At 42.3% G+C, this 13546-nt stretch carries 8 protein-coding genes, 1 tRNA gene and 1 pseudogene; 2 read left to right on the forward strand and 8 right to left on the reverse strand.

Annotation, left to right across the window (positions count from 1 at the left end; genetic code table 11):
* Nucleotides 1–243 precede the first annotated feature (243 nt).
* Together R3P39_RS11040 and R3P39_RS11045 are read right to left on the reverse strand one after the other, a co-directional pair.
* Nucleotides 244–1299: a glycosyltransferase gene (locus R3P39_RS11040; RefSeq protein WP_336567518.1), complete on the reverse strand. Its 1056-nt coding sequence runs from the start codon at nucleotides 1297–1299 to the stop codon at nucleotides 244–246.
* A 4-nt stretch (nucleotides 1300–1303) separates the two neighbouring features.
* Nucleotides 1304–2140: a glycosyltransferase gene (locus R3P39_RS11045; protein ID WP_336567519.1), complete on the reverse strand. Its 837-nt coding sequence runs from the start codon at nucleotides 2138–2140 to the stop codon at nucleotides 1304–1306.
* 667 nt (nucleotides 2141–2807) lie between these two features.
* Here R3P39_RS11045 and R3P39_RS11050 point away from each other — a divergent pair.
* Nucleotides 2808–3033: pseudogene (locus R3P39_RS11050) on the forward strand (IS21 family transposase); the annotation flags it as partial.
* Nucleotides 3034–3685: 652 nt separating this feature from the next.
* Here the strand turns inward: R3P39_RS11050 and R3P39_RS11055 are convergent.
* The 5 genes from R3P39_RS11055 to R3P39_RS11075 form a co-directional block, all read right to left on the reverse strand.
* Nucleotides 3686–4957 carry a hypothetical protein gene (locus R3P39_RS11055; RefSeq protein ID WP_336567520.1) on the reverse strand — a complete coding sequence of 424 codons (1272 nt, stop codon included), beginning with the start codon at nucleotides 4955–4957 and terminating at the stop codon, nucleotides 3686–3688.
* A 354-nt stretch (nucleotides 4958–5311) separates the two neighbouring features.
* The gene (locus R3P39_RS11060; RefSeq protein WP_336567521.1) at nucleotides 5312–6268 is read right to left on the reverse strand and encodes a Wzz/FepE/Etk N-terminal domain-containing protein; all 957 of its coding nucleotides are present in this window, start codon (nucleotides 6266–6268) and stop codon (nucleotides 5312–5314) included.
* Nucleotides 6234–8924, reverse strand: coding sequence for an SLBB domain-containing protein (locus R3P39_RS11065; protein ID WP_336567523.1), 2691 nt, complete (start codon nucleotides 8922–8924; stop codon nucleotides 6234–6236). Before R3P39_RS11065 ends, R3P39_RS11060 begins: the two co-directional genes overlap by 35 nt.
* 125 nt (nucleotides 8925–9049) lie before the next feature.
* Nucleotides 9050–9841 carry a DUF481 domain-containing protein gene (locus R3P39_RS11070; protein ID WP_336567524.1) on the reverse strand — a complete coding sequence of 264 codons (792 nt, stop codon included), beginning with the start codon at nucleotides 9839–9841 and terminating at the stop codon, nucleotides 9050–9052.
* Nucleotides 9842–9855: 14 nt separating this feature from the next.
* A complete protein-coding gene (locus R3P39_RS11075; protein ID WP_336567525.1) occupies nucleotides 9856–10674 on the reverse strand; it encodes a mechanosensitive ion channel family protein in 819 nt (272 codons plus the stop codon).
* A gap of 273 nt (nucleotides 10675–10947) precedes the next feature.
* On the opposite strand from R3P39_RS11075, the gene R3P39_RS11080 reads away from it, so the two are divergent.
* A tRNA-His gene (locus R3P39_RS11080) sits at nucleotides 10948–11023 on the forward strand.
* A gap of 1141 nt (nucleotides 11024–12164) precedes the next feature.
* On the opposite strand, the gene nagP is transcribed toward R3P39_RS11080, so the two are convergent.
* Entirely contained in the window at nucleotides 12165–13457 is a 1293-nt protein-coding gene (gene nagP, locus R3P39_RS11085) for an N-acetylglucosamine MFS transporter NagP (protein WP_442962058.1), read from the reverse strand.
* Nucleotides 13458–13546: the final 89 nt, after the last annotated feature.

Below are 13546 nucleotides of genomic sequence, written 5' to 3' on the forward strand. Positions count from 1 at the left end.
TATTGTCATGATTGTCATAGCATTACTGTTCTATTGACCAACCTACTTCATTCCCTCAGTTGAGCCTGAGTTAATGCAAAAGTCTTTCTTCATTGTTATGTTGAGGATGCTAATTGTTGCGATACTATATGCTTTTACGGGCACTCCACTTGAAACCTATCGCTCTGCAATTTGGTCAGCTTTTGTGGTGGCCTTGATGATATATCTCAACCACCTAGTTAAGCTGCACGCAAAAGCGCCCAATCATCCTAATTTGCTGTCACTTAGTAATGACAGGAATAGATTGTGGTAATTTGCTACCGCTGACTTTAACGTAAACTCATCCGTTTTGGGTGGTGCAAGCGCTTTTCCTTGCTCAACTGCGTCAATGGCATCAGCAAATCCTTTGATATCACCTTGTGGAATAAGGTGGCCGTATTTGCCATTTTGGCTCAACTCTTTCGGGCCGTAACGGCAGTCAAACGCAACCATTGGCACCCCTAAAAAGCTGGCTTCCACCAACACGGTGGGAAGCCCTTCCCATCGTGAAGGTAACAATATTGCTTTTGCACCTTGCATGTACTTGTATGGGTTGTCACTCGGGCCGTGTAAGATAATTTGCCCTTGTAATGCATTATCTGCAATCGCCTGCTCTAGCTCTCGCTTATTGGGACCATCACCAAGAATGACGACTTTCGCTCCATTTAGCGAAGCCAGCTTGATGCTTTCGATAAGTAGATCGTAGCCTTTTTGAAAATGAAGGCGACCAACACACACGTAGTAATTTTGGTAATCATGCTGCTGATGCTGAGCTAAGGTTTGTATTTCTTCACTTAGTACAGGATTATATATACGCAGTGCTTGCTCTGGGCTACACACCTTTAAGGCAACTAAATTGTCCAAGATCCCATCTGATACGCAAATCACTTTGTCTACCATGCGGAACAAAATCGAGGCGACACATCTACGTATCACGTTTTTGATACGCCCAGCCTCTGGAAGCTGAATTGGCACATGCTGTATTACCACTGTTTTACAGTGATTGGCGACACTAAACTTTAACCTAGAAAGGCCGCCTTTTGTGAAAATCACAAGGTCAGGTTCTATTCGTCTGGTTAGCTGTCTAAATGACTTGTGGCTACTTGCATTATTGGTAACACATGCAACCTCTCTAAACTTATCTAGCAGAGGACCGGAAAGGCTTTGTGCAGCCACTTCAACGGTGCAGTCGTATGTTTTCACAAGACCTGTTATAAGCTGCAAGGTAACGCGTTCAACGCCACCTAAGGTGAAGTCTTCTAGTACAAATAATAGCTTCATGTCACTATCTACCTATAAGCAGCTTGCAATTATGCAGTATGGAGTACTTAAGTATCCCTTTATCACTTCCTATCAGTTTACTCAAAGGCACCCAGGTGCCAGAAATGATATGTCGCCAGCACTCCATCGCCTTTAATTGTGATGGAGACATTAGACTCTGATGTTTGGCTAAAAACTGACTGAAACCAGTCAGGCGGTTCGGTGAGCGGGTAATACTTGCTGCAGATTGACTTTCATGTTGATAATACGTGGATTTCGGCAACTTTAGACCAGTCCCAAAACGCTGCAAGAATCTAACCCAAGTGTCATAGTCTTGCCAGGCTTTAAAACTGGCATCAAAGCCATTAATTTCCTTTAAAGCCTCGGTTTTACAAAATATTTGGTTACCCACTTTGTTGACTACTAACATGTCTTGCAGGCTGATTTCACCTATAAAGTATAAATGTTCTTGCTGTTTTTCATTGCGACATACAGTGACTGGCGTGCATAAAAAACTGTACTTCTCTTGCCACGAATTGATAAAAAAACTTAATCTATCAAAGGTAAACTCATCGTCATCGTCTAATCCTGTAATAAACTCGCCCATAGCGTTATTTATTGCGACATTCCTGGCAAAACAAGCGCCTTGAGGTGACTCATTATGAAAGACTTTTATTCTGCTATCGTCCAGCCCTTGTAAATATTCGAAAGTACCATCAGATGAGCCATCGTTTACGATTAATAGCTCCCAGTTGGTGTAGGATTGCTGCTTTACGCTCTCAATGGCTCTTTTTAGGTTTGTTAACCTATTATGCGTGGGCATATAGACAGTAACTAAAGGGGTTGCTTTGATATCTTTCATTTAAATTTAAATCACCAAGAAAATATGTGCTTTGATGCTGACGTCCTGCTGTAGCAATTGCTTTTTCCTGCATGCAATTGAAGCATTTAATACTTTATTTACTACATTAAAGCCCACCCGACTTAGTGCAACTAAATAGCTGGCACTTTGCCTTATGTAGAAGCAGAAGTAGAATGCGAGTGCTGTACAAGTGCACTTACCGCTTCAAAGTAAATTTTAACTCCATACGGTGAGCATTATTGTAGTGCTAACAACGTTGGCTAACACAATAGTTTCACTCAAAAAAACACTCATACAATAACCCGCTGCTTAAGTGTTTACCTATTTGTTGCTATATAAGACCAACCCGCTTAATTAACTGGATTGATACACACGCCGTTGTTTCTCGCAAAAGACTCTATGCTACAGGAGCCAACGTCAAGATTTGATTGTGAATTGTCTCATAGAAAGCCCACAGTGTGAATCATCTCAGTCTTAGTTACTTTGCCAATTGCATTAGTATAAAACGCTAGGCTTAAAGAGAGTTTTATACTATTTTCACTGTTCACAAAGCAACCACACATCACAAAGAAATAAAAATACACAGTAGTACGCTAGGTTGACAAAGATTGCCTTTACTGCCGTTACAGCGGTTTGCATATTTTCATGCATCTCGATCAGCCAATCACAAAAGCTATTTATTGATTATTGTGGCTCAACTATCCTAGAACAGGCAAATTTTGGACCGCTCAAGTATTCATTGCGGTGATGGGTGCAATCAATTACACCTATATCAAAGCCACGTTATCGCAAGGGATTGAACACTGTATTATGAGTCATGTGCGCTGCTTTGAATTTATTGGCGGTATGCCTGACTCGTCATTCCTGATAACCTCAAAAGTGGTGTCACTAAATAAAGAAGTAGTTTCAAGAGCTTGAAGGTCTGCAGTAACGCAAGATGCATTAACATAAAGCTGATGATGGTTTATTACAAAAGCATCATTGTCAACTTTTTTAAGCTTCGAAACAGGCTTCAGTACCTGTACAAGCATTACCTGCTAAAACAGCAGCAGGGATTAAAGCAACTTTATTAAAACGCTTCAATTTTATGTCCACGTATCCGGTGGACACTTTATGTTTCAGTCAATATTTATACCAACCCGTATTAATACTTGCTCAATTTGAGAGAGCAAATTCGACGCTAACTGCGTTAAAATTTCTTATTTAGAACACTAAATAGCAAAATAATTGTCTTGCCTACACGGAGTAGGTACCTCGGCAATAGCAGGAAGGGAGAGCGGTGTTATCGATAGAGTTTTCTGCCTCAAATAGACCTCGTAATTAAACGAATTGGTATTACACACTCAGAAAAACAGAGTATAGTAGAACGTTAAATACGTTAAAGGGCTCGACCGACACTTCATGAACATGTAGCATCAAATCTAGGCTCGTCTGTAGTAATAATAAGACCGATTGAATTCAAGAGCTAGAGCTAAATTAATATGGTTTAAAAAATAACATCGCCTGCTCTACACGCAACCTTTTTTTAAGCAATTACTAGTAACCTTATGTTGTTTTTTTTAACGGCTTTACATCCTTATTCACAAAGTAAACAGAAAGTACATAGCCAAATAATAAGTAAAAGGTTGGTAAGGTTTTAAAGCGGTCACTTATTGCCGAAGAAAGGCCAAATAGCAAAACTTCAGAGGCAACAAGGCAAGCTACTGCAAATGCCAATGCCGAAGAGACCTTTTGTCCACCACAGCTTACCCCTTTTTTATATACACAACAACAGACTAAAAAAAATACAAATTTAATTACTAATGCCGCAGCTAACCCCAGTACGCCCCACTTAATAAGGTGAAAGCCATAGAAAGACTCTATTACGTCAATTCTGGTGGCTAATTCCATGCGGTTTGAACCCTGAGAAAAGGGCGGAAACTTTGATGAGTACTCCCCCGCCAAGGCTAGCTCTTTAAGTCTGTGGCTAGTAGAGCCATCAATTTTACCGTCTTCTCCACCAAAAGTTTCTAAAATATAAGCAACTTGCTCAAACTCTTCGCTGAAGGTGAGAAAAATAGCCACGCAGGCCAAAACCATACTAAAAAGTAAAAAATAAGATGTTTTTCTGTTTCTTGCTCCCGTAAACCAAAAGGCCAAGCCTAAGATCCCCAAAGTAGAAAACAAGCCACCGCGACTAAAACTCAAAAACATTGCACTGAATGCAACAAAAACAATCAACCACTCTCCCAATGACATGGCGATACGCCGTGCAAAAAAGCAAAAGTAGTAAAAAATAAAAAACGACAAGTAAAAAGAAAAGTCTGATGGATAACCATAAGTGCCTGACCAACGATAAAAGTGAAGTGCCATGTCATCACTTGGGCGACCTTTAAATAAATCGACCACTGGCCATACTGCTGGAATATACACCAACATAGAAATCACGATTTGCAGCACAAACATTTTTTTGAAAAAGCTGAAAAATGCTTGCAAGTCTTCTTCGTCTAATGGATATATCAAGGGGATAAGGATATAGACCAAATAAATCAGCGGTCGCAAATAATCAGGTAAATCTTTGAACGTTAAGAACTCGGTGAATGCTAATGAAACGGCCATGTAGTAACTCATCAGCACAGTGCAAATGGCAACAACCGCAGTGACAAACCCAGGCTTAAAATAGGCACGCCTAACAATTAACGACATAAAAACAAAAGCAAAGGCAAATACATGCAGCATTTTTTGTGCCGTCGGCGCACCTAAGGTATGGGGTAAAACCGGGAATAAAAAGACGAAAAGCCAAACCAACTTGTTTATTGCCAGATTATTAAATTTCACAAATTAACCTTAATTACCTAATCTTAGGTGCTGCCAATTTACTTTTTACCCTGCCACTTAGCTCTACAAAAATCCAGAGCAAAGCGCTTAGCTCAGTTATGATTAAGAAGGCGAGTACATAAAGTCGATTGGGTATAAGTAATACCAACCCGCATTAATACTTACTCAATTTGAGGAAGCAAATTCGACGCTAACTGCGTTAAAAACTTCTCATTTAGAACAACTAAATAGCAAAACTTTCGCCTTGCCTACACTGATGTAGGTACCTTGGCGGAAGCAGGACGCGAGAGCGGTGTTATCGACAGAATTTTCTTGCCTCAAATGGGCCATTTAATTAAGCGAATTGGTATAAGTCTACTTTTGTTCTTGATTATTCATTGCTCTGAGACCAAACACAATCACCCCACCAGTAGCAAGCACACCACCAAGCAGCGCAAATATGACCACTATCAGAGCTCTATTTGGACCATATTTGCGTTCTGGAACAATTGCTGGGTCGATTACTTTAAAAGCATACTCTTTTTTTACGCTGGCTAACATTTTGGTACGGTGCTGCTGTTCGATCAGTTGATAGAACATTTTTTTGGTCTCTAGCACATTGGTATTCTCAAGCGCGGTTTCTAGATAGTCGATGCTTTTATTGGCATCTATAATTTCTTCCTGACGGATTTCTTGATTTATATCTTTAACTAGTAAATCAGTGATCTCTTTTGCAACATTAGGTGACTGATGCAAAACAGCCAACTTGATTAAGCCGGTTTTAGAGTCTAGTTCCAGTTTGAAGTTATCTTCGATAAATAATTCAAATACTCGATTTAGAGAGACAAAGTCTGGATTTCCTTGCTCTAACTGAGCCAGTTTTTCAGGGTCATAAACCAGCTTATTACTCTCCCAAGAATAATTTTGTACCGCATATAGCTTCTTTTTTAAATCATGAGCTGCAATAAACTTGGTTAAAAATACTCGGCTTTTGAAACGCTCTATATGCAGCAGCGATTTATCCGCAGCCCCCCCTCCAAGTTGTACCCCAGCTAAGGCAGCTAAGCCTCCGATTTGCCCTGATAACCCAGCACTTCCACCAGAGGGATTACTGGCCGGACTTAGCAGTACCTGAGATTGATATACATTTGGCTTCGATAATGCAAATACAACACCTAAACCAATGAATACAGCAGTCACAGCAACCACAATAAATAGTCGCTTTTTCACGATATTGAAAATATCGCCAATTGAGACGTCTTCATTATTCACTTTTGACATTTCACGCTTCCCCAGATTAGATGTTATTGATTGCTGCAGCAGCAACGCCAAGTTGATAAATAATCTGAGTACTGGTGCTCCAAAGCGTTAAGTTATCCATGTAATTTGAATTGAGCGGCACCACAATGGTGTCGCCGGCATTTAACTTCTCTTCATGATTAACGGCAAACCAACTGCCTTTTGGAATATAGACAGCACCATTTGCTTTAATAACGTAAATACTTTCATCATCAGCCAGTTCTTTAATTCCACCGCTGCGCTCGAGGTATTCTGTAATAGTAAGGCCTGGTTCAAATAGATGAGATGCTGGGTAATTAACCTCACCGATGACGCTAATCGAGTCTCTTTTTTGTGGAATATAAAGCGTATCGCCATCTTGTAGTACTAGGCTTTGTTTCCCCTGAAGAATATTGGGTAGATTTATCACCAGTCGGCCTTGTGCTTCGATACTACTTAAGTCATTTAGGAGCTGCTTTACTTCCGAGTAAGCAATACTTTCTGAGCTCGGCTGTAAACTCTTAGAAGCAATCTCGCGCTGTAAGTTTTCTGTCAGTCTATTTAGCTGTAATTCCTCTTGTTTTTTTATTTCTTCTCGAGTGAAAACGGCACCTGATACTGAAGCAAACTCAGTTACTCCGCCTGCTCTTTCTAATACACTGTTGAGTGTTTCGCCACGCTTAATCGTATATGAGCCTGGGAATTTAACTTCACCTTTAATGGTGATTTGATTCTCATCCATCCATTTTGGTACTGAAAGGACGTTGATAGCATCTTTACTGTCTATTTTTATTGATGGTTGTTGTAGTTCTTGGGCCAATTCAAAAGAGCGGTGCTCAACAATCATTGACTCTTTACTACTAAACTTGGTGAGCTCTGCTGTGCCTAAATAAGCGGACTCTAATAAGCCGCCAGCAGCTTCTACCGCATCTTTCACTGTGTAGTTTTGCGCTATTGGATAGTTACCTGGGTATTTGACATGCCCCTGAATCGTCACAACCTGTAAAGGGTTACTTGGAGTAGCTTGGTTTTGTAACTTCCTAATAACAGGCTCTAGCAAAGAAATTCTTGAGAAAGGGCTAGGCACTTTACCGTTGGCTACAGCCTCTTGCTCTTTGAGCATAAAAGACCAAGCGTTTTGCTCTTCTGATTCCTGCTGCTTGTCTGTTTGGTCTATTTTGTCTATTTTGTCTATTTTGTCTATTTTATTAAATTTAGAAATTGCATCGGTATCGACAAAGGCTTTATAAAGCTCGCTTTCGTAGAGATGCCACAATCTGGTTTTTTCCTGTTGTTCAAGCTCTTCTGCGGTGAGGTCTAAAGCTCTAAGCGCCTGCTTTTCTTCTTCTAGGTATTGAAAGCGGCTAAATACATAGACTTTATCGCCTTTGCTAAGCTCAATTTTCGTATCACTGTCGGTATTGGGTGTTAGCTGCTCAATTAAGTTAAACTGCGCCATTGAAATATCATTAAAGCGCCCACCACTGACCACTAAACCGTAGCCAGTATCCGCCTGAGGTAGCACAGAGTGAAGTGAGTTATTAAATAGCTCACCAACGGTCATTCCTGGCTTCCAGGCATACTTGCCAGGACGTACCACGGCTCCAATTAGAGTGACTTCGTTATCGTAGTGGGTCGCCGCTGTGGCCACTTTTATTGCGTCACCGTCTTGTAACTGAGTTGAGTCAAAAGCACCTTGCTGCACTTCGAGCACTTTTTTAACCCCACCCGTAAAGCGGCTAATACTGATAAAGTCTTTATACGCTGAAGCAAGCATGCCCCCAGACATAGAGAGAAGCTCGGCTAGCGATTCATCTTGTTTTACTTCAAAAATCGCTTCTCTTCTCACCGCCCCTTCCAATGTGACTTGCTTTTTTAAACTGGGGACAAACACGGTGTCACCTGCTCGCAGCGGCACATCATCGGCGTTATCGCCATTCAGTAGCAAGTCGTAAAGGTCAAGTTTTCTAATCACTTCACCTTTGCGCTTAAGCTGAATGTTTCTGTATGAACCAATATCTGTTAAACCTCCACTGGCGTATAAGCTGTGGGTAATATTTGAAAGTGCGGATAAGGCGTAACTGCCTGGCTTCTCCACTTCTCCTACGACTAAAACACGAATTTTTTTCAATGACCCTATAGAAACATAAACAGAAGTACCGATAAGCTCTTTGGACACCTTATCTTGTAATAATTTTTTAAAGGAGTCATAGCGCATGCCAGTTACATTAATTGGGCCAAGTTCAGAAAGCGTTATACTGCCCTCACCGTCTACCTCTACCAATTCTTCTAAGTTCTGTTGACCAAAAAAGCTAATTTTAAGTTGGTCTCCAACTCCTAGGACATAGTCTTGAGGGACCGACACGCTCCCAGAATGAGACGAAGTGAATGTATCACTCTTGAACAACTCACTTGCAAAAGGCTTTAGCTTTTTGACTTCTGGTTTGAAGCGTTTTTCATTCTCAGATAAGTAACTTTGCTCTGGCTCTGTTGGTAGTGGTACAGCATTGGTTTCTTGCTGCTGTGTATTTTTATTATTGCCAGCAGTGTTTAAGGTGCTGATGTCTATACCATATTGCTTAGCAAGCAACTGTTGTTGACTTTTAGGTAGCTTTTTAAACTGCTCTATTTGTTTTGCGGTGGGTGTAAATGCCAACGCAGTGCTTGTGAAAAGCACCATTATGGTTAAAACACACTGTCTAAAAAACATCTTCAAGCTGGTTTCCTGCCAAGTTCTGTCAAAAAGATTGCGTATTATACACGAAGCGGCAGGAATAGAAAAAGGGACTTACCGTCCCTTTTTGTTGTTATTTGTAACTATTGCGGCTCGTTTGCCTAGAAACTGTAAACCAAGGTCAATGAAGTTTCTGTATCTGTGTTTTCTTTGCCTTCAGCTACATCTGAGTTGTGGATTAGGTTATAAGCCACTTTCATTTGCAGTGAGCCATTGATTTTGGTTAACAATGCGGACTCAGAAGTGGTTTTAGTGTTGGTATCACCATATTCCACGGCAACCAGCTGAGTAAACCGAGCATTGTCGGAGATTTGCCATTGGTAGTTTAACTTAGCAACACCGATGAACTCGCTTTCTGATGTGCCGGCCAGTAGATTGCCGTTTTCGTCCAGTTCAGTGCTGTCTTCTTGGTGCTCAAAACGTTTTACACCCGGACCAATTTCAGCATCCAAGAACATGTCGTCGTTGGCAAACAGTTGTTGGCCATAACCAACGGAAGCCACGGCTTCACTGCGGTAAGCACCAAAGTAATCCGACACATATGAGCCAAATACGAATAAGTGGCTGTTGTCGTCGTTTAGCTTGTAGTTACCTTGCACAGAGGCAGAGTACTTTTCATTGGTTCGCTCAGTGACGCTTTCACCAGCGTCGTTCTCGCGCTTATCTTCTTTAAAGAAACCGTCAAGCTTGTACTCGTTGTGCCAGTTAGTTAGGTTATGTTTTGCTTTAATGCCACCTTTAAGAGTCGTGGTTTCCGTGTTACCGCTAGTGATAATGGCGCCCACTTCACTGGTCACATCCCAAACTTTCTTTGGTTTCTTTGCTTTATCTTCAGCTGCTGCGGTGGCGCTAACAGCCATTAGAATAGAACAGGTTAAAACCTTTAATTTCATTGCTAACTAACCCTTTACTGATCTTTGTGTAGGTGAACATCCATTTGTGGAAATGGAATGGTAATGTCTGCATCGTCTAATGCAATTTTAATTTCTTCAAGAAGGTCCCAATATACCGGCCAATAGTCTTCGGTTTTCACCCAAGGGCGCACAATAAAGTTAACGCTTGAGTCGGCCAGTTCTGACACAGCCACGGTATAGGCCGGTTCTTTAAGTAAGCGTGATTCTTTGTCGAGGACGGACTTTAATACGGCTTTAGCTTGTTTTAAATCGGCATCGTAGCCAACCCCAATGACTAAGTCTACGCGACGTGTTTTTTCACGTGAGTAGTTAACGATAGCGCCAGACATAATGGAAGAGTTTGGCATGATGATGACTTTGTTGTCTGGGGTACGCAGCTCAGTGGAGAAGATTTCGATTTTTTGCACGCTTCCTGCTTTACCACCGGCTTCAATATAATCGCCCGATTTAAATGGACGCAGGATGATGATAAGCACACCCGATGCAAAGTTAGATAGTGAGCCTTGCAGCGCTAAACCAACAGCAAGACCTGCAGCACCTAAGATGGCAATAAATGAAGTGGTTTCAATCCCCACTTGCGATAGTGCCATAAGTAACGTAGCAGCAAATACGATAGCGTAGGCAATGTTAGCGACAAATGAGCCCACGGCTTTGTCGACTTTGCGTTTGGTGAACGCTTTCTCGGTGAGCTTAGCACCAAGCTTGGCCAGTTTGAGGCCAACAAAAAAGATAATTAATGCTATTACGCCTTGCAGCGAATAGTGAAGAATTAGATCTGAGTTTTCATTAACCCAGTTTAAAACGGCATCCATACTCATCCCCTTTTTTTGTTTCGCAGCATTATATCAGCCAATTTTTTTGCCTAAGCGATTCACGACGCTCACTGCTATTATGAATGTACTGAAGTTTATTTTCATTGTGTCGATCTCGCGGATCATACATAGGATATATGAATATTTGCTGTATGAGGAAAAATTCTACGAAAAAACCCTTTTTGCGAAAAAATCTTAAAATTTGCTTTGCATTGCCCGAAAACTTATGTATTATGCGCGCCACACCAAACGAGGTGTAGACATCTTTTTGTGGCGGCTGTAGCTCAGTTGGTAGAGCCCTGGATTGTGATTCCGGTTGTCGTGGGTTCAAGTCCCATCAGTCGCCCCACTTCTCCCCCTTTTGTTAAAAAACATCCTATTTATTATTTCCTTGCGTAGTTTCTGTTTTTACCTTAGTTGCGTTTTTGCGCTTGTTTGTTTGCGATAAAGCGCCCCAGCATAAAGATTATATGGTCGCGGAATAAATCCGCTGCTACGGGATTGGTGGTGTTGTTGGGCTTCGGCGTTGAAAGCACATGCACGATGTCGTAGCAGCGATTTTATATCGCGATGGTTTTTCCCAGCCAATGACACAACAGCCGCACCGAAATCCTGAACCACACACCGTCATCCTGAACCACACACCGTCATCCTGAACCACACACCGTCATCCTGAACTTGATTCAGGATCTATCTTGACCTTTTGTCCCACTCTCACCATGGGCTCCGGATCAAGCCCGGAGTGACGAACCTTAGGTCGCGGAATAAATCCGCTGCTACGGGATTGGTGGTGTTGTTGGGCTTCGGCGTTGAAAGCACATGCACGATGTCGTAGCAGCGATTTTATATCGCGATGGTTTTTATGATTTTATATCGCGCTAAGAGATCCCGGCGTAAAGCCGGTCCCACAAAAAAGGCGTAGGCGCGATTTTATATCGCGATGGTTTTTCCCAGCCAATGACACAACATCCGCACCGTAATCCTGAACCACACTTCGTAATCCTGAACCATACTTCGTAATCCTGAACCATACTTCGTAATCCTGAACCATACTTCGTAATCCTGAACCACACTCCGTCACCCTTAACCACACTCCGTCACCCTGAACTTGATTCAGGGTCCATCTCGAACATCTGCGCTGCTCTCACCATGGGCTCCGGATCAAGCCCGGAGTGACGAACCTTAGGTCGCGGAATAAATCCGCTGCTACGGGATTGGTGGTGTTGTTGGGCTTCGGCGTTTAAAGCACATGCACGATGTCGTAGCAGCGATTTTATATCGCGATGGTTTGTTATGGTCTTATATCGCGCTAAGAACTCCCGGCGTAAAGCCGGTCCCACAAGAGAGGTGTAGGCGCGATTTTATATCGCGATGGTTATTATGATTTTATATTGCGTTGAGGTTGTTTGGGCATAAAAAATGCCACCTTATTCAGGTGGCATCACACACGGGATTATTTCTACTTACATAGAAATGCTGTTATCACCTAACTATGCTTTCTTTTTTATTTTATGGCCTTTAACCGCATAGAAGATAATAAAGAGGTAGCAAGGTAGCATCACTAGGTGTGCTATTTGCTGTGATTCTACGGTGCCTGAGGTGCCTTTTGCTAGGCCCAAAAATACTGGACCAAATGCGCCGCCGGCAATTCCCATCACCAATAACCCTGAGCCTACACTGGTTAGCTTGCCAAGTCCAGATAATGCGAGGGGCCAAATTGCGGGCCACATAATAGCGTTGGCTAAACCCAATATGGCAACCATAAGTAGAATATCAGGTAATTGTTTCAATCCAAATATATCCGAAATAATAAATGACTCTGGGCTGCCAAAGGAAATGGCTAAGGTCAGCAGTACGCCTAATACCGCTGAGGCAGTGAGTGCTTTTTCTTGTGAAATCACACGTGGGATCAAAAGGATACCTAAAATATAACCCGTTACCATACACGCCATGGTGTAAGACGTCATCACACTGTACTTTTCTACTCCGAGCGCCAGGGCAAACGAGCCAATGGTGTCGCCAGCTATCACTTCCACGGCTACGTATAAAAACAGCGCAATCACACCTAGTTTAAGATTCGGGTGCTGTAAGGCTTCTCGTACCGAGCCATGCGCTTCATTGCCATGCTCGTCTTCAAGCTCAGGCAGTGGCGCAAACTTAATTCCTAACGCAAATAAACCGATAAAGGCAGCAAGCCCTAAATATGGGCCTACTAAACCATTAGCCATGGCGTCGATGTCGGCTTGAGTTAACTCTTTGCCAGCCATGTCGGTAAAGTTACTTAGAACCAGAGCCGTAAACACCAATGGTGCAACGATGCCGGCTCCTTTATTGAGGATCCCCATAATACTCACGCGTACCGCAGCCGACTCTTCAGGTCCAATACGCACCACATAAGGGTTAACCGCAGTTTGCAGTAAAGTTTGGCCAATTCCCATAGTAAACTGAGCAAACAAAAACAGCGCAAACATTTGGGTTTTTGCCGCCGGAATATACAGCAAAGCCGCACACATCATCATCGCAATGGCGATGGCCATACCATTTTTATAACCGACTTTGCGGATCACCAGCGCCGACGGAACCGCAGTTACCGTTACCGCAATATAAAAAGAAAAGAGAATAAATGAAGATTGGAACGGGGTGAGCTTTAGCACTTGCTCAAGGTATGGCATCAGTGAGCCATTGAGCCAGGTGACAAAACCCAGAATAAAGAACATGGCGGCCACTATCGCCATCGGGATAGCGTTACTTCGTTTGGTTGTATTCGACACGGTAGCTTCCATAAAGATAACTCATTACTTGTTGTTTGGCCTTGGTATAATTGTTATTTGATACCATCCTGACTGACTGCTTACTCAATTACGCAAAATGG

It is taken from the genome of Pseudoalteromonas sp. UG3-2, from assembly GCF_037120705.1.
In the GTDB taxonomy this organism is placed as follows: Bacteria; Pseudomonadota; Gammaproteobacteria; order Enterobacterales; family Alteromonadaceae; genus Pseudoalteromonas.